This window comes from Alteromonas sp. PRIM-21 (assembly GCF_027563165.1).
GTDB lineage: Bacteria > Pseudomonadota > Gammaproteobacteria > Enterobacterales > Alteromonadaceae > Alteromonas > Alteromonas macleodii_A.
In genome coordinates, this window is the sequence record NZ_JADOEK010000006.1 from 120,851 (window position 1) to 142,301 (window position 21,451).

At 45.8% G+C, this 21,451-nt stretch carries 16 protein-coding genes; 8 read left to right on the top strand and 8 right to left on the bottom strand.

Features of this window, described 5'->3' with window-relative positions:
- The first annotated feature begins 2 nt into the window (after positions 1–2).
- From IW644_RS10660 to IW644_RS10675, 4 genes are all read left to right on the top strand, one after another.
- Complete coding sequence (locus IW644_RS10660; protein ID WP_269917582.1) at positions 3–3,101, top strand: efflux RND transporter permease subunit; 3,099 nt, start codon at positions 3–5, stop codon at positions 3,099–3,101.
- Positions 3,102–3,159: 58 nt separating this feature from the next.
- The gene (locus IW644_RS10665; RefSeq protein WP_118490741.1) at positions 3,160–3,657 is read left to right on the top strand and encodes an alpha/beta hydrolase; all 498 of its coding nucleotides are present in this window, start codon (positions 3,160–3,162) and stop codon (positions 3,655–3,657) included.
- A gap of 310 nt (positions 3,658–3,967) precedes the next feature.
- A complete protein-coding gene (locus IW644_RS10670) occupies positions 3,968–5,815 on the top strand; it encodes a bifunctional acetyl-CoA hydrolase/transferase family protein/GNAT family N-acetyltransferase (protein ID WP_179981989.1) in 1,848 nt (615 codons plus the stop codon).
- Positions 5,805–6,785 (top strand): histone deacetylase family protein, encoded by a 981-nt coding sequence (locus tag IW644_RS10675; RefSeq protein ID WP_269917583.1) that lies wholly within the window; start codon positions 5,805–5,807, stop codon positions 6,783–6,785. Before IW644_RS10670 ends, IW644_RS10675 begins: the two co-directional genes overlap by 11 nt.
- A gap of 35 nt (positions 6,786–6,820) precedes the next feature.
- On the opposite strand, the gene IW644_RS10680 is transcribed toward IW644_RS10675, so the two are convergent.
- From IW644_RS10680 to IW644_RS10690, 3 genes are all read right to left on the bottom strand, one after another.
- On the bottom strand, positions 6,821–7,561 hold the full coding sequence (locus IW644_RS10680) for a glutaredoxin (RefSeq protein ID WP_269917584.1): 741 nt from the start codon (positions 7,559–7,561) through the stop codon (positions 6,821–6,823).
- A 121-nt stretch (positions 7,562–7,682) separates the two neighbouring features.
- Entirely contained in the window at positions 7,683–8,201 is a 519-nt protein-coding gene (locus IW644_RS10685; protein WP_269917585.1) for a DUF6436 domain-containing protein, read from the bottom strand.
- 37 nt (positions 8,202–8,238) lie between these two features.
- Positions 8,239–9,720, bottom strand: coding sequence for a methyl-accepting chemotaxis protein (locus IW644_RS10690; RefSeq protein ID WP_269917586.1), 1,482 nt, complete (start codon positions 9,718–9,720; stop codon positions 8,239–8,241).
- Between the two features lie 172 nt (positions 9,721–9,892).
- On the opposite strand from IW644_RS10690, the gene IW644_RS10695 reads away from it, so the two are divergent.
- Positions 9,893–10,774, top strand: coding sequence for an ATP-grasp domain-containing protein (locus IW644_RS10695; protein ID WP_269917587.1), 882 nt, complete (start codon positions 9,893–9,895; stop codon positions 10,772–10,774).
- Between the two features lie 108 nt (positions 10,775–10,882).
- On the opposite strand, the gene IW644_RS10700 is transcribed toward IW644_RS10695, so the two are convergent.
- The 4 genes from IW644_RS10700 to IW644_RS10715 form a co-directional block, all read right to left on the bottom strand.
- The gene (locus IW644_RS10700) at positions 10,883–12,331 is read right to left on the bottom strand and encodes a DUF3300 domain-containing protein (RefSeq protein WP_269917588.1); all 1,449 of its coding nucleotides are present in this window, start codon (positions 12,329–12,331) and stop codon (positions 10,883–10,885) included.
- 182 nt (positions 12,332–12,513) lie between these two features.
- A complete protein-coding gene (gene ribA, locus IW644_RS10705) occupies positions 12,514–13,128 on the bottom strand; it encodes a GTP cyclohydrolase II (RefSeq protein WP_014947836.1) in 615 nt (204 codons plus the stop codon).
- A 132-nt stretch (positions 13,129–13,260) separates the two neighbouring features.
- Positions 13,261–16,101: a putative bifunctional diguanylate cyclase/phosphodiesterase gene (locus IW644_RS10710; protein ID WP_269917589.1), complete on the bottom strand. Its 2,841-nt coding sequence runs from the start codon at positions 16,099–16,101 to the stop codon at positions 13,261–13,263.
- 147 nt (positions 16,102–16,248) lie between these two features.
- Positions 16,249–16,566: a hypothetical protein gene (locus tag IW644_RS10715; protein ID WP_269917590.1), complete on the bottom strand. Its 318-nt coding sequence runs from the start codon at positions 16,564–16,566 to the stop codon at positions 16,249–16,251.
- A 105-nt stretch (positions 16,567–16,671) separates the two neighbouring features.
- Here IW644_RS10715 and IW644_RS10720 point away from each other — a divergent pair, with 105 nt between their 5' ends.
- Complete coding sequence (locus IW644_RS10720; RefSeq protein ID WP_269917591.1) at positions 16,672–17,340, top strand: glutathione S-transferase; 669 nt, start codon at positions 16,672–16,674, stop codon at positions 17,338–17,340.
- Between the two features lie 72 nt (positions 17,341–17,412).
- Here the strand turns inward: IW644_RS10720 and recQ are convergent, their stop codons facing one another.
- A complete protein-coding gene (gene recQ / locus IW644_RS10725; protein WP_269917592.1) occupies positions 17,413–19,254 on the bottom strand; it encodes a DNA helicase RecQ in 1,842 nt (613 codons plus the stop codon).
- A 270-nt stretch (positions 19,255–19,524) separates the two neighbouring features.
- On the opposite strand from recQ, the gene IW644_RS10730 reads away from it, so the two are divergent.
- Together IW644_RS10730 and IW644_RS10735 are read left to right on the top strand one after the other, a co-directional pair.
- Positions 19,525–20,025 (top strand): thioesterase family protein, encoded by a 501-nt coding sequence (locus tag IW644_RS10730; RefSeq protein WP_269917593.1) that lies wholly within the window; start codon positions 19,525–19,527, stop codon positions 20,023–20,025.
- Between the two features lie 85 nt (positions 20,026–20,110).
- Complete coding sequence (locus tag IW644_RS10735) at positions 20,111–21,448, top strand: magnesium transporter (protein WP_269917594.1); 1,338 nt, start codon at positions 20,111–20,113, stop codon at positions 21,446–21,448.
- Positions 21,449–21,451 lie beyond the last annotated feature (3 nt).

Here is a 21,451-nt window from a genome sequence, read left to right on the forward strand (position 1 = left end):
ATATGGCTCGTTTTTTCATAGACAGGCCCGTGTTTGCATGGGTGCTGGCAATTATCACAATGATGGCGGGTGTGTTGGCGATAACCTCACTCCCCATTGAACAATACCCGAAGGTAGCGCCACCGTCGGTTACTATCTCGGCAACTTATCCTGGTGCTTCCGCAGAAACCGTTGAAAACTCGGTAACGCAGGTCATTGAGCAAAGCTTAACGGGTATCGATAATCTCCGTTATTTTTCGGCAAGTAGCTCTAACAGCAGCATGTCGATTACCCTGACGTTTGAGCCTGGTGCAGACCCTGATATTGCCCAGGTCCAGACTCAAAATAAGGTACAGGGCGCGTTACCCTTACTGCCAACGCAGGTTCAGCAGCAAGGGGTTACCGTTACCAAGGCAAACAGTGCATTTGCATTAGCCGTAGGCTTCTATTCTGAAGACGATTCGATGACGCAGTATGACCTAAGTGACATGCTCGTTTCAAACTTTCAGGACCCTATTTCCCGGGTAAACGGTGTAGGTAACGTACGAGTTTTTGGTGCGCAGCGCTCTATGCGTATTTGGCTAGACCCAGACAAGCTGTACAGCTTCAACCTAACGCCAACCGACGTACAGGCCGCAGTTCAGGTCCAAAATACCGATGTTTCAGCAGGTCAGTTGGGCGGGTTACCTGCTATCGAAAATCAGCAAATCAACGCCACTATTCAGGCGCAAAGCCGCCTTCAAACCGTTGAAGATTTTGAAAATATCGTGCTACGTGTGAACACAGACGGTTCTCAGGTACGTGTGCGTGATGTGGCCCGAGTAGAGCTGGGTGCGCAAAGTTACGATGTTATTGTTCGTTACGACCGCAAACCCGCGTCTGGCATGGCGATAAGCCTTGCTTCTGGCGCAAACGCGCTAGACACTATCAAAGCAGTGAAAGCTCGCGTTGAAGAGCTGCGCTCGAACCTACCTGATACGGTGAAAGTGGTTTACCCCGTAGACAGTTCGCCTTTCATCGAGCTTTCTATAGAGTCAGTAGTACATACGCTTATCGAAGCGGTTGTGTTGGTTTTCTTAGTAATGCTGCTGTTTCTTCAAAACTGGCGCGCAACACTTATTCCCACCATTGCGGTACCTGTTGTACTACTTGGGACTTTCTCGGTGCTATTAGCCTTTGGTTTTAGTATCAACGTATTGACCATGTTTGCCATGGTGCTGGCTATCGGACTTCTTGTTGATGACGCTATCGTTGTTGTAGAAAACGTTGAGCGCATTATGGAAGAAGAAGGCTTACCGCCTGCTGAAGCGACTAAGAAGTCTATGTCACAAATCACTGGCGCTCTTGTGGGCATTGCCGCGGTACTATCAACGGTATTTATCCCTATGGCGTTTTTTAGCGGTTCAGCCGGGGCTATTTATCGTCAGTTTTCAGTAACTATCGTTTCAGCGATGGCGTTCTCTGTACTGGTAGCTATCGTGCTCTCGCCTTCTTTATGTGCCACGTTATTGAAGCAGCACTCTGAGGATCACGATAAAAATAAAGGTTTCTTTGGGTGGTTCAACCGCACATTTAACAAAGGGCGTGACCGCTACCAGAAAACCACCAATCACATGGCGAAGCGTTTTAAGCGTTACTTCGTTGTATATGGCTTACTTGTTGGTGGGATGGTGTTTATCTTCAGTCAGCTTCCTGGTGCCTTCCTTCCCGATGAAGACCAAGGTCGAATGATGGTGTTGGTCAGTACTCCTCCAGGCGCTACCGCGGGCCGCACGCTCGAATCCATCAAGCAAGTGGAAGACTACATTCTTGAAGAAGAGAGCGAAGCGGTTAACGGTATGTTTGCGGTAGTGGGCTTTAGCTTCGCAGGACAAGCGCAAAATGCCGGTATGGCGTTCTTAAACTTCAACGACTGGAGTGTACGCGACGAGAGTAACTCGGCCTTCGCAGTGATGAAGCGAGCTTTTGGCGCATTTAGTCAGATTCAAGATGCATCAGCATTTCCCATTGTGCCGCCACCTATTATGGAATTAGGTAATGCTACGGGCTTTGATATGCAGCTGGTGGACCGCGGTGGTAACGGCCATGAAGCCCTTATGAATGCCCGTAATCAGCTGTTAGGTATGGCTGCGCAAAACCCGAAATTGGCGGGTGTCCGTCCTAACGGTTTAAGTGATGTTCCCCAATTCAAAATTAATATTGATAGTGAAAAGGCGTCTGCGCTTGGCTTAAATCTAAGTGATATCAATAGTGCGCTGCAAATTGCCTGGGGTTCAAGCTATGTAAACGACTTCATTGATAAAGGGCGAATTAAGCGGGTTTACATGCAAGCGGACCTTCCTCACCGAATGACGCCAGAAGACCTCGATAAATGGTTTGTGCGCAATAGCGACGGTGAGATGGTAGCTTTCAGCACCTTCTCTACAACTGAGTGGGTATATGGCTCGCCCAAGTTAGAGCGCTTTAACGGTATATCGTCGGTAAATATACAAGGTAGTGCGGCACCAGGAATTTCTTCAGGTGAAGCGATGGCTGAAATGGAGAAGTTGGTTGAACAATTACCTGCTGGTTTTGCCATTGAATGGTCAGGCTTATCTTATGAAGAACAAGAGGCCGGGTCTCAGGCGCCTATGCTTTATGCGCTTTCAATTTTAGTCGTATTCCTTTGCTTAGCTGCACTATATGAAAGCTGGTCGGTACCGTTTGCAGTAATGCTAGTGGTGCCATTAGGAATATTGGGCTCAGTTACTGCAGCCTTTATCTTTAATTTACCGAATGACGTGTATTTGCAGGTAGCGTTCTTAACAACGGTGGGTTTAGCAGCGAAAAACGCCATTCTTATCGTAGAGTTTGCTAAAGAGCAGTACGAAAAAGGTGAAGACCTGATGACTGCTGTATCTAATGCGGCTGCTCAGCGTTTCCGCCCAATATTGATGACGTCTATGGCATTTATTTTAGGGGTGACGCCTCTAGCACTTGCCAGTGGTGCAGGCGCTGCAAGCCAAAATGCTATTGGTATTGCAGTAATGGGCGGTATGTTTGCTGCAACCTTCTTAGCCATATTTTTCGTTCCCATGTTTTACGTTATGGTAGAAAAACTATTCCATAAGGAAGACAAGTAACGAGTAAGTACGCTAGAGTGGGAAGAAATTTTTCATTTTTTACATAGGGATATTGGTAATGACCACGGTTGTTTTTTCTCACGGTAAAGAAAGCGGGCCATGGGGCAGTAAGATAACCACGCTTTCGAATGTAGCAAACGATATGGGCTTTGGTGTTGAGAGTATCGATTATCAAGATCTCGACTGCCCCGAAGCCCGCCTAGAGCGCTTGAAAGAAACTATTGCCGAAAAATGCAATGACGTTGTATTGGTGGGCTCGAGCATGGGCGGCTATGTATCACTTGCCGCTGCCAGTCAAATCTCTGCCCGAGGCGTATTTTTAATGGCGCCTGCGCTTTATTTGCCCAACTATAAAGTTCAGCGCTTTCCGTACGACGGCTATGTTAGCCTAGTGCACGGCTGGAACGATGATATTGTGCCAATTGAGAACAGCCTTAAGTATGCCCGCCATCAAAAGGCGCAGCTGCTACTTCTAAATGATGGTCACCGCCTTGCGAACAGTAAGTCCGTTATTTCACCTTTCTTCAGAAATTGGTTGGAGAAATTCCGCTACTAGGGCGCTAAGTACCATGGCAACGGCTGCTGATCTTTAGTTTTCTTAAGCTATGCTACCGAGCTTCGTTAGGAATCTATGCTTAGCAATCTATACGAAAAGTAACGCCTAGCAATTAAAAGCTAAAAATTCTGCTAGAAAGCCTACTTATCGATAGCCGCAGAGGTAACTATCGATGATGTAGGCTTTTTTGTATCTGCGTATTAGTTTGTAAGGGTAAGACTAATCGCTTATAGCGCTGCGTCGGGTTAATACATGAAATTGCCTGTATTTATGGCATGATGGGGTATTGCTTAAAACAGGGCAGGTGGAAATGGCATTTAACTTACCTCAAGCGCCGCAGTGGTCGTCGCTGATAAAGTCGGGTTGTCGTGTCTTTGTTGGCGGAAACGCGGCGGTACCGCACGCGTTGGTTCAGCACCTTATTGATAATAGCGAAGGGTTCAGCGACATCGAATTAGTGCATATGCTGGCCTTAGGCGATACTCGTTGGGTAAAAGAAGAGTATAGAAACCTTTTTAAAGCGAATACGTTTTTTATTGGCGGTGAAGCCATGAGAAAAGCTGTCGATGAAGGTCGCGCCGACTATACCCCCGTATTCCTATCTGAAATTTCAAGTTTGTTTAGCGATGGCACGCTGGCGCTCGATGCAGCCCTTGTCAATGTAAGCCCCCCTGATGAATTCGGCTACTGCTCACTAGGCCCAGCTGTAGATATTGCAATGTCGGCTATCAGGCAAAGTAAAAAAGTCATTGCTCAAATTAACCCTCAGGTGCCGAGAACCTCTGGGCACTCTTATATTCATATAAGTGAGATAACGGCGTGTATAGAAGCGGAGGAGCCACTAGTAGAAGTGACGCCGCCGCCAATAGATTCAGTCGCAGAACGTATTGGCCAGTACGTATCTATGCTGGTAGATGATGGCGCAACGCTCCAATTTGGTATCGGAAAAATACCCAGCGCCACGCTGAAATACCTGTGTAATCACAAAGATTTAGGTATTCATAGCGAAATGCTTACCGATAGTATTATCGAACTGTTGGAATCTGGCGCTATAACCAACAAGAAAAAGACGTTTCACCCCGGTAAAATTGTTACCAGCTTTGCCATTGGTACCCGCCAGCTATACGATTTAATCGACAGCAACCCGCATATTGAATTTTACCCAAGTAGCTATGTTAACAAGCCGACTAATATTGCCAAAAACGACAATATGGTTGCCATAAACAGTGCTCTTGAAGTGGACCTAACCGGGCAGGTGGTAGCCGACTCACTGGGCTATGACTTTTACAGTGGCATAGGTGGGCAGGTTGATTTCGTCACTGGCGCGTCTATTAGTAAAGGCGGTAAAGCCATTATCGCGCTTCCTTCTACCGCAAAAAATGAAACTATTTCACGTATTACACCGCGTATAAGCGAAGGCGCAGGCGTGGTAACCTCCCGTGGCAATGTACAGTATGTGGTAACCGAATACGGTATAGCGTCACTTAAAGGTAAGAGTATTCGAGAGCGTGCGCTAGAGCTTATTCGCGTGGCCCACCCCAAGTTCCGTGCAGCACTGTTAGAAGAAGTGCGTCAGCATTATTGGGTGCCCCATTATCAAGAAAAGTACCCCACAGATATCCCAGAGCTGGGAGCTATTCAGCTTAAAAAACTCAATATTCAGGGCGAGACGTTTTATATGCGCCCGCTGAATCCGGCGGACGAAAGGCGCTTGCAAGAATTCTTCTATTCCCACACAAAAGAGACATTAAGGTTGCGCTATAACTACGACCCCAAACAAATGTCTCGCGAGAAGTCGTGTAACTTGGTGTCGGTAGACCAAAGCTCTGATGCGGCGCTGTGTATTGTGAGGCAAGAGGGCTCGCGCATTACTATTCACGCGGTGGGCCGTTTCTACTACAACCCAAACGACAATACCTGCGAAGCTGCTTTTGTTACTCGGGAAACCCAGCAAGGTAAAGGCATGGCAAGCCGTCTCTTAAACGAGCTTATCACGGTAGCAAAAATAAGAGGCATTGCGAAAATGATGGCCTATGTGCGTGGCGATAATAGCCCCATGATCACTATTTTCGAGCAAGCTAAATTTAAACGGAAATTTACTGGCGACCCCAGTGATATAGAGTTAGTACTAGACGTGGCATCACTGCATGACAATTAAAATATTTCGCGGCAAGCACGGCACCAAACACGATTTAGGCAAGGATCATCCCGAATCGCCAGACCGTTTATTTGCTATTGACGATCAATTGCTTTCTTCAGGATTAGATATGGTGTGTGAGCATGCTGACGCCACTCCCATTGCCGAAGCCTACTTGAAACTAGCCCACGACCCATATTACGTGAAAAGTGTGTTTGAGCATGCAGCTCGATCTATTTTTAACGACCACGAAAAAACGCTCTATTCGGAAAACAAAGACAACGTGGCTTGGTTAGATGAAGACACAGGTTTAATGCGCCACAGCTTAAACGCTGCGCTAGAGTCGGCGGGAGCAGGGTGTAATGCTGTCGATTGGGTAATGGAAGGCAATGATCGGCAAGCCTTTTGTGCCACTAGGCCTCCCGGACACCATGCAACATACGACAGTGCTATGGGGTTTTGTATTTTTAATAACATTGTTATAGCCGCTCGCTACGCGCTTCAAAACTATGAGCTAAAACGGGTTGCCATTGTCGACTTTGACGTGCACCACGGAAATGGTACCGAGCAAATTGTAGCCGGCGACCAGCGCATAATGTTGTGCAGTAGTTTTCAGCATCCCTTTTATCCACACAGTGGCTCGCCTGTTTCAGCAAGTAATATTCTCTCGGTACCGCTTAAGGCTGGTGCTACTGGAGACGTTTTTAGGGAAAAAGTGCAGCATTGGTTCGATGCATTACGCAACTTTCAACCTGAACTGATATTTATTTCTGCAGGCTTTGATGCTCACGCTGAAGACCCAATGGCTCATCTACGCCTAGTAGAAGATGACTATTTCTGGGTAAGCCAACAGCTTCGCGCCGTTGCGGATACATGTTGCGAAGGCCGTATCGTAAGTATGCTCGAAGGCGGCTATGATTTAAGTGCTTTGGGCCGCAGCGTAGTGTCACACCTAAAAGGCATGAGTCGTCCTATCGAAGACACTCAATAGGACGAAGGGCTATCTAGCCTCAACAATCTTTCAGACTAGGCTAGCCATCTTGCAAACATATAAAGACCCGCACCTAGCATAGCAAGGTTTTCTGTCAGTGAAATAAAGCCAAGGGGTAGGTCTGAATTTCCGCCAACACAGGCACATTTAAGCTCGCGCTTATCGATATAAACCGCCTTGATAACTGAAACTGCACCAATAGCGCCGATAAAAATGGAGACAGGTGAAACCAATAGTGCAGGGAACCCTGCAAGCATGCCAAGCCCGGCAAACGCTTCCGCGAAAGGATAAATATACGCGTATCGTACCTGCTTCATTGCTAATAAGTCATAGGTGATAAACTGGTTTGAGAAAGCCACTAAGTCTTGCAGCTTTTGAAGCGCAAGTATCACCATAGCCACTCCAATAAAATTCAATATGAAAGGCTCTAATCCTGCTGGTAGGCCGCCTTTTAGCATAAGGGCAAACACCATGAGTGCCGCTAAGGAAAAAATTACGATAATAGGTGTGTAGCGCGATCCAAATTCACTTTCTTGCTTTAAATTGAAGTAATCTCTCAAGTCGTCATAACCGCCAATACGTTTATTGTCTATGAACGTTTGCGGGGTTGTTTTCACACTATGCTTTTCTTTAAATGCGTCGGTTTCACTTCGGTTAGTTAAATGATGATCATCAACCTTATAGCCTTTTCTCTCAAGCAGGTCTTTTGATTTGAGTCCAAAAGGACAAATATGCTCTGGGGTAACCATGCGATAGAGGATGGCGTGCTTAGACATAGTGGACTCCTTGTAAAGCTTTCACGAGATAGCAATGAGCGTGCAAGATTTGCCCGTTTTTTGCGCTATCTCAATTGATGTTACGAGATACAAAGGAGGCTACATAATTTATGCCAGCGTTTTAGCAGAAACAACCTGTAGCATCAGTATTAACAACGGCACCTGCATAGGGAAGTTGCGTAGTGTAGCTTACCACTTGTTCGACGAGGTTTTTGCCGGTAAAGCATCCATAACCTGTGGCATATGGGCCTAAATAGCGAAGTTGCTTGTGTTTATCTAACACAATAAGGGCCGGCACAGCCTCAAGCATAGTTGCGAGTTCAGGTACGTCTTCCACATTCAGCCTGACTTGATGAAAGTCGTCGCCGAGTTTTGAGAGAAGCTGAGATTGGTGGGGTGTTGTAAGGGTATCGCAATAGCAGCGGGACTGAGTTCCCACATGAATGATAGAACCTGGTCGGATATCCTGTTTTTCTAGTATTGCAACGAGGGATGCGTCGAAGTCTGGCGCAGTAGTGCGGTGCAGCAATTCGCCGTTGGGGTCGAACTCTGATAGCTGACGCTGCCCATAGACTAATAAGGCGGTGAGTAAACCCACCGCCCATAATATTAGTAATAGCCAACTCGCCTTTTTATGCATAGGCAAAACGCCTTCGCCTGTACTTTAAGTGTTGGGCTTAAAGCTTAAAGCGTTCAATAGCGCCGCGCATGCGCTGAGATATTTGTGACAACACTTCAACTTCACCTGCCAATGACTCAGCGGTAGCAAGCTCTTCAGAAGTAAGTTCACTCAATCGCGCGGTGCTTTGCGCAATGGAAGCTGATGCGGTTTCTTGTTCCACAGCGGAGGTGGCAATTTCAGTCATACTTTCGCTGGCTTCGCGAATTTGCTGCATTATTTCTGTCATAGCCGAAGTAGCGCTATCACTTGAAACCACGGCATCATCGACCAGTTCTATACAGGTTTGCATTTGATCAACCGAGCTTGCTGTTTGCGCAACAAGCTGTTCGGTAATACTGGTAATTTGGTCTGCACTTTCTTTTGAGCGAATTGCAAGTGTGCGAACTTCGTCGGCTACCACGGCGAAGCCACGGCCGTGTTCACCAGCGCGGGCCGATTCTATAGCAGCGTTGAGTGCAAGTAAGTTAGTTTGTTCAGCCACAGCAGTAATTGAGCGCATGGCATCAGAAATATGTGAACATTGTTCATTTAGCGCTGTATTAGTTTGCGCAGCCGCATTTAGCGTATTGCGCAACGAGTCGATGGTATGACTGGATTTAGAAATAGAATCCCGCGTAGATTGAGACGCGTTTTGCGCTGCCGACGCTTTATCACTAGCAAGGGTAGTTTGCTCTGTTGAAAGCTGCATGGTTTGTGCGATTTCTTCTGACGATGCCGACACCATGGCAAGTTCTTGGTCAGTATTCCTACTAATTTCGAACATGTTATTAGCCGCTAACTCCATATTTGAAGCCCCTTTAACTACTTCATCAGTCAAATTAGAAGCAAGTTCAATGAGGGATTTCACTTGATCAATAAGTTCAGCGAAAGGCTTTACTATTTTATTGTCGCGATTTAGCTCAACGGACAAATCAAGCTTGCCATCAGTCTGCTGCATGGTTTCAATGGCTAGGCGTAGTTCGGCGGCGCCTGCACCTTCTTGGTGGGCTTGCTTAGCCATATAAATCAATACGCCACCTTCTGTTAAAGCAAAGGCTGCGTGCATAAGCAAAATAGTGAAGGCGACGTGACCTTCTTCAAAAATAATTACTGGCGCACCACCTGCCTGCAGAAAAAAGAAGGAGATATGATGAACGGCTACAACCGCCGTTCCTGTCGCCACTACTTTCCAGTCTCGGAAATAAGAAAGAAAGGCAAGAAGTACGAAAATTTCAAAGTGAACTTCAATCAACCCAAAAGATTGATGAATATGTAGTGCGGTAAGTAGCTGAACACCTATAGCCATTGCGTGACGGCTTATCGCCGAATAAGGGTTTTGAAGGCTAAGTACAAGGGGCAAAGCTGCAATAGGTACACCAAAGATAAACGCAGGTAGAAGTTCACCTGTAAACACACCAATAGCTACAGCGATGAGTAATTGTACAACAATTACAACACGAAAAATTTTATGACCTTCAAGGAGCCAAGGGTACTGCATGCCAATCTCCAATGGTTGTTTTGGAATAAGTGTAGGTTAAAAATGATAGGTGTGCTAATTTCGCCCCAGTCTACGCAGATTGCGGTGTCTACGCCATTTGACTTTGGTATAGATACTTGAATTATTACAAAACTTTAATGCGCCGAAGCCCGTGTAAATTAAGGATTCAGTTATGCCTGCTATCGCTTTTTTATCGACCGATAATCTTGAAGATTTTTTCGTCTATGATGAATTATTAATACCGTTTTTCGAACAACGCGGGTGGACTGTAAAAACGGTCTCCTGGCATAGCGCATCACCAAATTGGAATAAGTTTGACTATGTTATTGTTCGCAGCACATGGGATTATCAGCAGCACGCTAAAGAATTTTTAGCTTGTTTAGAAGACATTGAGGCGTCGAGTGCGGTGTTGTTAAACCCGATATTCTTGATGAAGTGGAATATTGAAAAACACTACCTTAAAGACTTGCAGGGTAAAGGGGTTCCTATTGTCGAAACAATGTGGGGAAGCGAGTTCAATAACAATGTTATAGATGAAGCGTTTGCGCAATTTGGCTGTGACGCTGTGGTGATTAAACCCACGCTTAGTGCTAACGCTGATGATACTTTCAAGCTTTCTGCCGCCGACTGGCGTGAGGGGCATGTAAATCAGAGAGTACTTTTCGATACATTTCAACAGCGGGATTTTATGATCCAACCGTTCTTAAGTAGTGTTGTTGATGAGGGTGAATACTCGTTATTTTATTTCGGTGGGGAGTTCAGCCATGCTATTAAGAAGGTGCCACAAAAAGGCGACTTTCGCGTACAAGAAGAGCATGGCGGAAGTTTGCACTCCATTGCCGTAGACAGTGAACAATTGGCTATCGCTGAAAAAGCACTGGCAGCTATGCCGTGTGACGCACTGTATGCGCGGGTTGATTTGGTTAGACAGGGTAATAACTGGGCGATAATGGAGCTTGAGCTCATTGAACCCTCGCTGTATTTCAACCTTGACCCCCAGTCTCCTCTTCGCTTTGTAGAGGCTTTAGTGAGATTCCACGCGTCAGCGCAGTGAACAAAATAAAAAAGCGGCGTGCAAACTCTTAATTTGCAAGCCGCTATTTAACTAACCGTTCTTGAACGAGTTTATTGAAAGGCGAGCGTTTAAAACTAACTATTAAGATCACCGCTTTATGCTATTTCCTTTCGAAACGCTGCGCTCCACTCGAGATATTTGCCTTTGTGGTCTTACTCGCTGAGACTGTTTTACCGATCTGTGGCTAGATGTTCGTTCTACAGGCTTAGGTTTACTACTTTCACGGGCAATTGAACGGTGTTGAGGGCTCGTCCTTTCAATCCGTTGACGATTAACGTTTTGCTTCGCTATGCCTCGCACTTCACCATTTCTGTTTGCATACTTCCTAGATTGTGGCGATGGCGTTATTCTAGCTGGCTTGTCACGTTTCAACGCTTTAAGTGTATTGTCTCGCGTTGGCTTTTCCCTTTTAGCCACCGTTTGATTTCGTTTCAGCGCATGCTCTATCGACTGTTTGCGCTTCACTGAGTTTTGCTTGTTCGGCAAACGAGTTTCTCTAAGAGGCGTTACTCGCTTGGGCTCGATCGTCCGCTTTGCTTGTTTAGCATTATCGGTACGTGCCACAGATCTAACCGAACGCTTATTGTCGTTATGCGTTGCACGATTCGTCGTTCTAATATGTTTATTGGAAACATGTTTTGCGCGCGTTACACCAGCATGCTCATAGCGCGCAGGCGCACTGTGAACTACGCGGTTAGAGTAACGTGCCCGGCGATGCACAGTGTTATGCTCCCAGCGGCGATAGTCATGGCTTACTACACGTTTTCTGGGGCTGCCGTGATAATACCTGCGCACTGGCTCGCGATGGATGACCACATGGCGGTTGTGCCAATGCACGCTGCCAAAGAAAAAGAAGGCAGAAAGGCGAACGCTTGGAGACCAGTATACATTGCTATGGTGATGGTAGCTTACATGGTGTCTCCAGCGAATTGGCGAGATTGGGTGCCACCAGTTACCGTAGACAACATGTGGGTCGTAATATGGCACATAAACCACTTCTCTCTGGCGCGGCTCTATATAAATAATTTCTCGACTGCTTTCTCGTTCTCTTTCAACTTCAATGTAGTCGTTGGTTACCAAGTTACCTGTGTTATGGGCATGCTGCCTAAGTATTTGAACACGATCTAACACTCGACTTTGGTCAATAAGTACATTGTCGCCAAGCTGCTGTAACCATTCGAGATCACTGGCCAAGGTATTAAGTAGCTCGGTGAATGGCGCGAGTGCTTTCACGCTCGGGTCCCAACTTACGCCATCTAATACACTCTCTACTTGTTCAGGCGTTAAATGCTTATTGCTTTGACGCCATCGATCGGCTGCAACTACGTCTAAAGGGTAGGTAGAAGCAATTAAAATATGGGTAAGCAGTGTATCGGGGTAAAGGGCAATGGGCGCAAGTGCACTATCTAATTCGGCATCAGAATATTGCTGAGCTGAAGACGAAACCTGAGCAAGGTTCGTATTCGATTGAGCAAGTGCAGGCAGCGCCTGCGCACTGGACAGCGCTATAACTATCGATAAGGTTATGTTTTTCATACATTCTCCTTACATTGCTATGCTGAAAGCCGCGGCTTTTTGCGCGCAATGTGGTAAGTCTGAATGCATTATGCTTGAACGATAATTAACCGAAGCTGAATAGAAAACGCCCACATTGTTGTAGTGGGCGCCTTTAGAAGATAAAGAATGCTAGTTTTTATGGGCTTAGCCAATGTCTCTAGCTATTTGAAAACATGCGGGTCGAAGGCGTGACCGAGCTTCTCTGTTTTCGTTTTAAGGTAGTGTTTGTTGTCTTTCGTAATACCGTGATCTATCGGCTTTCTTGCTACAACATCTATTCCCAGAGCTTTCAATGCAGCAAGCTTCTTAGGGTTGTTTGTCATTAGTTCAACGTGTTTAACATTGAGTGTGTCCAACATGAGCTTGCAAATGTCGTAACTTCTCAGGTCTGCATCGAAACCAAGGTGTTCGTTAGCTTCAACGGTGTCCATGCCGCTATCTTGAAGGTTATAAGCGCGAATTTTGTTTAAAAGACCAATGCCGCGGCCTTCTTGGCGCAAGTAAAGCAATACACCGTGTCCGTTATCTACAATATTTTGCATGGCCTTTTCTAACTGAAAACCACAATCGCAGCGGGTACTAAATAAAGAATCACCGGTTAAACATTCTGAATGAATACGAATAGGCACTACGTCATCTTCTTTCCACTCTCCGTAAGAAAGGGCGACGTGCTCCTGACCACTGGCTTCAACAAAGCCGTGTATTTTAAAATCACCCATTCTTGTGGGTAATTTTGCGGTACTGACATATTCGTATTTAGGCTGTTTGCTACTCATGTTACTTCTACACTTTGGACAGTGGGCAATAAGTGGGGACGACTTCTATTTTTGCAAGTCTACCATTTTATTATACGCGAGTTGACGCTTGTGCTATCACTTTTTTCGCAAAGGGTGTATCAGGGATAGTTATCAGAGGGGCTTAAACTCTCGTAAAGGCGCGGGCTTAGCAACACCGTAGCCTTGGGCGAAATCAACGCCCATTTTGCCTAGCTGTGCCATGGTGCCTTCATCTTCAACAAATTCCCCAACAGTTTGCATACCCATGGCTTTGGCCACATCGTTAATAGAGGCAACCATAGCCGTATCTACACTGTCATTTAGCATATCTTTAATAAACATACCGTCAATTTTAACCTGGCTCACGGGTAAGCTTTTAAGATAATTGTATGAAGAGAAGCCACTGCCAAAGTCGTCGAGGGCAAAAGAACACCCGAGACGGTTAAAGGTACGCATAAAGGCAAGAGTGACTTCCATTTTAATGATGGCTACCGACTCAATAACTTCAAAACATATTTTGTTGTACGGGATATTAAAAGTTTCGAATGCATTGAGAATAAACAAGGTAAAATCTCTATCTGCCAGTGAGTGGCAGTTAAGGTTGATGCTGCATCGTTTCAATTGTGCCAGGTGCTCAGGGTTTTCAGATAGCCATTTGAAGGTATTTGTTACTACCCATTTATCAACACTGACATTCATCTCAAATCGCTCCGCCGTGGGTAAAAAGTTGGCGGGCTCAACAAGTTTCCCGTCTTTTTCCCTAAGGCGCAGCAGGACTTCGTAGTAGTGCCCGTCACTGGTTTTACTTAGCGGTCTTAGCGATTGATAAAAAAGCTCGAAGCGACCTTCTTCTAACGCGTTGTTAATAGAAGATACCCAATCAAGCTCGCGCTGGTAGCGCTGCATACTTTCATCATCTTTATTGTATCGATGAACTTGATTTCTGCCTTGCTCTTTAGCGAAGTAACATGCGGCATCGGCCATACTTAAATACTGGCCCGGGTCGACGTCGGTATCGTCGCATACCACCATACCTATGCTTACGCCTAAGTTGAAAATGCGGTTGTCCCACATAAAGCGATAAGCCTGCACGGCGTTAAGGATCTTTACCGCATTTACATAAACGGCATCGGTATCAATATCTGAATAGATAATGCCAAACTCATCACCACCAAGGCGGCCCAATTGCGCGTCTGAAAGCAAGGTGTTCTCAATTAAGCGGGCAATATCCTTAATAAGTACATCGCCAGCTTTATGGCCACAGGTATCGTTAACAACTTTAAACCTGTCGAGATCTAAAAACAGTAAACACACAGGTGTGTCGTTTGCGTTAACGACTTTATCCTTAAACATGGATTCAAACTGGCGTCGGTTATAAACGCCAGTTAGCGAGTCATGGGTAGCTAAATACTGCAGGCTCAAGTCTGACTGCTTCTTTTCGGTGATATCTACAATAGAGCCGTAGAGAAAGTCGCCTTCGTTATTTTCTCGGATTTGACAGGATAGGGAGAACCAAAATTCGCTACCATCACGTCGCCTACCTCTAATTTCCTTACCGGTAACATGACCGTTTTGTGATATTTCACCGAGTAAAACCTGTCTATCTTCCGCACTGGCGTAAAACACTTTTGTGTTCTCTGCTTCGGCAAGCATCTGCTCTTCGTTTTCATAGCCGAATACGTTACACATGGCCGGATTAACGGAAATAAGCTTTCCATCCAATGTTGAGGTGTAGTGCCCTTCCGCTGAATGCCTAAATAAGTCATAGAAGTGATTTAAGCTTGATATTGTTTCTGCTTGCGTTGAAAGTTGGCGCTGATTTAACACATCTTCTTTAGCGATGACAGCAAAGCCAAAACACAGAAAGCCGAGAGTGAGAAAGAACAGCATTCCTATAGCAACGTCTACGGTATAAACCAAGTTACTGAACAGGTTTTGCGTTACTAGCACATAAAAAGCAAAAAAAGAAAGCCAGGCAAGGGTATAGGTAATACTAACTGCACGACTCCCTTTATCTTTAAATACTAGTGCTAGTAAAACATGATAAAGCCCCATGCCTGCAGTCAACAGCAGAAGTGTGATAGACACGATATAGGTATTCACAGTAAAACAGTAGGCGGTAGCCACAACGGGTACAAGATAACTTAGGGTCCGCAAAGCAATGGGAATACGGGTGAAAAGATGGTGCGTTACTTTGGCGATGCACAATAACAACATGCAAAAACAGACGGCATAGAAGTGCTCGCTGCCGTTAGTTAGGCTTGGCCAAATTGCCAACCCTCCTGCTGTTATAAATAACAACGCTATGAGTACAAGCGATGACATGGTAAGCCAAAACCGTGTTGCAATACGCTGATACAAATAAGAAAACAAGAAATAGAGCGCAATTAACGCCATAACCCCCGTTACCGCACCCAGTAACGTAAGCATATTGGTGTCATGCTGTGCGAGTAAGTCTCTTTCCCACAAGGTGATGGGAAAGTACTTAAGTCCTTCGTCTTTTACCGCAATCAGTAAGCGAGCGTCTTGATAAGGCTGGAGAATAAAAGAAAGCCGTATGTTAGGAAGTGGCTGCTTTAAGGAATAATCACCTTTTCCTGCTTGGTACCGATAGGACTTGATGATTCGCTCGCTACTATCAAGAAGAAATATCTGTAAATCGTCAACGTTTAAGCGGTCAACATTAAGCACTAATGGGATCGGGCTATAGCCTGTATGAATGAGTTCGGTGGAATACCATATGCGCTCATCAGTAAAAGAGGCGTTGGCTGACGTATCCTTTATGTTGCCATTTAAAACATCAAAATATGTGGCGCTAGTGGGGGCAACAGACAAGCGCGCATGGAGATTAACAATCTCCCGCTCAAAGGACTCGTTGACAGTAAGCTGACTGCTAGCCGAAACGTTTAGGCTTAGCAACATCCAACTGATGAGCAAAGCTGATACGTACTTAAATAGCCGGGCTATTACCACTCGTTAATTCCTTGAACCACATAGTAAGAGGATGTTTATAAAGGCGAAATATGTGTTGTTAAGCCCTCTAATCCTTTGGATGCTACCCTTAGAATAATACTAGTTTTAACGAAAAGCCAAACTCAACGTACAGTGATAATTTACGCGTTATGCTTGCAAAAGGTAGTTAAAAATTACCGATGGCGACTGCTGCGTACCTATAGGTTCCAGCCATATCGCTTCGCAAAGCCATTCAATACAAAGCATACACTGCAAATCTGTGTTGCTTGCATTTGCGGTGATAATTGCCTGAAACCGGTCCGCACCCCAATCTGTCTCTGAAAGTTTGAAATTAAACAGAGCACAAAAATGTTCCGCCCACTGTTGAGTTTTAAGTGGGGTAGCGGGTAGTGCAGTGCGAATTTCTACGCTGCCTTCGTTAACAAGGGCGTGTTGTAGAATGTCTTCTTTGGTGAGGTTTTGCATAGAAGTTATCAATTTATTGGTTTTAGTAAACCCGCTTGCTCTAAAAAGTGTATATAGTACAACACAAAAACAATAGCGTTAAACTAAGCGTATTAAGGACGAGGTATGCTAACACTTCACCATTTAAATAACTCTCGCTCACAGCGAATTTTGTGGCTTTTAGAAGAGCTAGGCGTAGAGTATAAAATAGAATTTTATCAACGAGACAGCACTACGAATCTGGCGCCTGACTCGCTGCGGGCTGTTCATCCTTTGGGGCGCTCGCCTGTTCTTACTACGCCACACGGTGCAATTGCAGAATCTGGCGCTATTGTGGAATATCTAGTTCGCCATCACGCTACCGACGCATTTACTGTTCCCCAAGATCCCGAAGCACTTCAACAATATTGGTTCTGGCTTCACTTCGCTGAAGGTTCATTAATGCCGCCATTGGTGGCCAATTTGGTGCTAGAAAAAGCACGGCAGAAAGGTTCTAAACCCTTTTTCATAAAACCTATCACTAATAAGCTAATAGACGGTATTCTCAATGCCTACTATGGTCCTAACTTGGCTCAAAGTTTGCGATACGTAGAGTCTTATTTAGCGAAAAATACATGGTTTGCAGGTGATAAACCTAGCGGCGCTGATGTACAAATGATATTTCCACTTGAATCGCTGGTGGCCAGCGGCCGTGCTAAAGACTTCACCGCTATCCAAGGTTACGTAAAGCGTGTTCATGCCAGAGAAGCTTACAAAGCAGCGTTAGAAAAAGGTGGTGAATACGCTTACGCTTAATGTGTATGGCACAATAAGCTGCCATGGCCTGTGGCCGGCGAGAGGGTAAGCCTACAGCTGGCTGTACAGCCTTTAGTGGTCGCGATTTATATAGTCGTCAATGAGCTGAATAAAGGCCTCGCCGTAGCGTTCCAATTTGGTTTGGCCCACACCGCTTACCTCTAATAACGTGTTGCGTGTAGTAGGCAGCTTACACGCCATATCAACCAAAGTGGCGTCGCTAAATACCACATACGGCGGCACTTCATTTTCTTCAGCCAACACTTTGCGCAGGTGCTTAAGACGTGTGAATAAGGTTCTGTCGTAGTTAGCGGGCGCTTGCTTTGCCTTTTTCTTATCGGGCTTAAATTCAAGTCGCGGTACCGCTAATTGAACGGCAACTTCGCCTTTTAGCACGGGCCGTGCGGCTTCCGTTAACCTCAATGCGGCGTGAGCAGTGATATCAACGCGAATAAGCCCTTTATGCACAAGCTGGTTGATAATGTTATGCCAGTAGCTGTCCGATTTATCCTTACCTATACCATAGGTAGAAAGCTGATGGTGGCCCGCCTCTTGGAGGCGCCTTAGCTGCTTGCCTCGCAATACGTCAATTACGTACTGGCTAGAGGCCTGTTGTGAGAGCCTAAGTACGCACGACAGTACTTTTTGCGCTATCACTAAACCGTCTATCATTTTAGGGGGATCTAGACAGATATCACAGTTGCCACAGGCGCTGTCGCTAAATTGCGAAAAATAGTTCAACAGTACTTGCCTGCGGCAGGTCTGCGCCTCGGAAAAGGCTTCCATAGCCGCAAATTTTTGTAGCTCTATTTGATTGCGTTCGGCTATTTCGCCTTGCTCTATCCACTGCTTTACACGCGCTGCGTCTTTTTCGTCAAACAACAATAAAGCTTCAGACTCTAGGCCATCTCGCCCGGCGCGCCCAGTTTCTTGGTAATAGCTTTCAACACTGCGCGGTACATCATGATGCACAACGTAACGTACGTTCGACTTGTTGATACCCATACCAAAGGCAACAGTGGCAACCACAATATCGATTTTGTCGTTAAGAAACTGGCGTTGTACCAATTCTCGTTCGTCGTTATCCATACCGGCGTGATACGCCGCGCAGCGAAATCCTTGTCTGAACAACTTTGCGTGTAGGTCATCGACTTTAGCGCGACTGTTACAATAAATAATGCCGCTACCTTCTTGTTGCTTAACATAAGCGACAACCTGATCGAAAGCCTTGTACTTACTCATTACGCGGTAGCGAATGTTGGGTCTGTCGAAGCTGCCTTTGTAAACGAGCGGGTCGTTTAGGTTTAGCTGCGTTAGTATGTCTGCTTGTGTCGCTGAATCTGCTGTAGCCGTTAGGCCAATAACAGGAATAGTGGGAAAACGAGACTTTATTTGACCCAAGGCGCGATAATCCTGCCTAAAGTCATGACCCCAATGGGAAACGCAGTGCGCTTCATCAATGGCAAATAAGGCGATTTCGGCGTGGGCTAGCGACTGCTGAAAGTAGTACTGCATTAAACGTTCAGGCGAAACGTAAAGCAAATCCAGCTTACCAGCTTGGAGTGCATCGTTTATGCGCGCTTGTTCGTCGGCTTCCAGCGTGGAATTAAGATAGGCGGCGTTTACGCCAAGAGCTTTCAGCTGCTCTACCTGATCTTGCATTAACGAAATAAGCGGTGAAACAACAATAGCGGTGCCGCTTCGCACCAGTGCAGGGATTTGATAGCACAGCGATTTCCCGCCACCTGTAGGTAGCAAAACAAGTGCATCTTTTCCTTCACATACTTGGTGAATAACTTCGCCCTGACCATCGCGAAAAGCATCGTAACCAAATACCTCTTTTAAGACGGTTTCAGGCGTTTTTACGTGCTGGGTTTCAGGCGTTAATTCTGATGGCGCGATTGCAGTTGTCATGGCGCAGGATTTTACGCGTTTTTAGGCTCGGCTTCACGGGGCAATTTAAAAAACTAGACTAAAATGTAGCGATGACACGGGTAATCACCATTCAAATAAACAGGGCCGTGTGCTTTTTGAACAAATTGTGTGACGTGAAGGTGCGGAACCAACGAAAGGCGTAAAGTCACATAAACGAACCTGATTAGATAATATTGGTTGAAAGAATTTCCTTGCTAGTAATGTTCAGTAGTAATGTTGTGGGTACTTTCACAGTAAGTGGATTACACAATGCCAATCAATGAAGAGACTAGAGATAATAAGAAATTAGACCACCAAATTATGATCGATCATGTCATTGCGCTTTTTCGTGATAACATGCCCTTTAATCAGCTATTAGGCTTGGAATTTGTTACGCAAGGTACCGGTCTAGATACACAGATTTCGTTGCACCTCAATTGGCAACCTACGCTTACCGGCAATCCTTTGCAAAAAATTCTACACGGCGGCGTAACAGCGACTATGCTAGACACCATCGGTGGTTTAGTTTCAATTTTAGAGACCATAAAGCAGACCCCAGAAGAGCACCTTGCAGATTTGCAGATTAGATTGCCGACCATGGGCACAGTTGATATGCGTGTTGACTATTTGCGTCCAGGACGTGGCGAGCGCTTTATCGCAACGGCGTCGATTATACGCAAGGGTAGTAAACTAGTGGTTTGCAGAATGGAATTACACAACGAAAAAAGCGATCATATCGCCTTCGGCACAGGTACTTATATGCTGGGATAGCATTCTTATTGATAGGTCTGCACCACCCATTAACGTCAGTGCTTATGCGTGTAAAGGAAGTTAGCGGTAAAATAGGAGGTGTAGCATGGCAGAGCCATTACCGGATTTAATAGAAGAGATTGTTACCGAAAGTATGGCTGACGATCCGGCTACTTTACTGGCTGCTTTAAGCGGGCAAGATGAAGTCTATATTGCATCGCTGCTAGAATCGCTGCCCGTTGAAGAGCGTCTAGCCGTTTGGGATGGCATCTCTCGCGACCGTAAGCTCGATGTGCTTGTTGAGATGCGTAGCGACCCTCGTGAAATCCTTATCGACAATACGCCCCACAATGAATGGGCGTCGATATTTGCTGATATTGACGCCGAAGATTTATTGGAACTACTTGATTCACTGCCAAAGCGCCTTGTGGATATGGCGTATGAGTCGCTCGACTCCAAAGAGCGAAAGTACTTCAGAGAAGCCACTCAATTTCCCGATAATCAAATAGGGCATTGGGTCAACCACGAACAGTTAGTGCTGCCGTCGAATGCTAAAGTGCGAGAGGGTTTACGCCTATTAAGACGGGATATACCTCAGCACTGTGACAGTATCTTTCTTGTGAACCGGTCGGGTCAGTTTTCTGCCTTGGTTAAAATAAGTCACCTGTTTAATGCACAAGATCACGTTTCGCTATTTGATTTATCTGAAGAAAACGTGACCACTATTCAGGGAGCGGATGACACCATGAATGCGTCGCTCCTTGTACAGCGTTCAGGTTTGGCGTCGCTGCCGGTGGTTGATGAGAACAACAAACTTTTAGGTCGTTTAGATGTGTCCTCGGCGAGCGAACTGGTCAATGAATTTTACGAACGCCAGGTGATGGCGTCGGCCGGTATGGATGAGGACGAAGATTTATTCTCGCCTGTAGCAAAAAGTGCGAAAAACCGCGCCTTGTGGCTTGGCATAAACCTGCTTACCGCGTTTATGGCATCTTGGTTTATTGGGCTGTTTGAAGGTACGCTGCAGCAAGTGGTGGCCCTTGCGGTGTTAATGCCCGTGGTGGCAAGTATGGGCGGCATTGCAGGCAGCCAAACGCTTACCTTGATTGTACGAGGTCTTGCACTGGGACAGGTGACACCAGCCAATTTACGGGCGCTAATGGTTAAAGAGCTGAAGGTAGGCGGGGTGAACGGTGTTATTTGGGCGCTGGTAATAGGCGTTGTTGCTTATTTCTGGTTCACTGACGCTATGCTTGGTTTGGTGATTTGTTTAGCCATACTGTTCAATATTGTGGCTGCTGCTTTGGCTGGCGTGTTTGTACCTGTCATTTTGGACAAGCTAAAAATAGACCCTGCACTGTCTGGTTCGGTCATACTGACTACTGTCACCGATATTGTAGGTTTTGTGGCGTTTTTGGGTTTGGGAACGCTCTTTCTTTTGTAACGC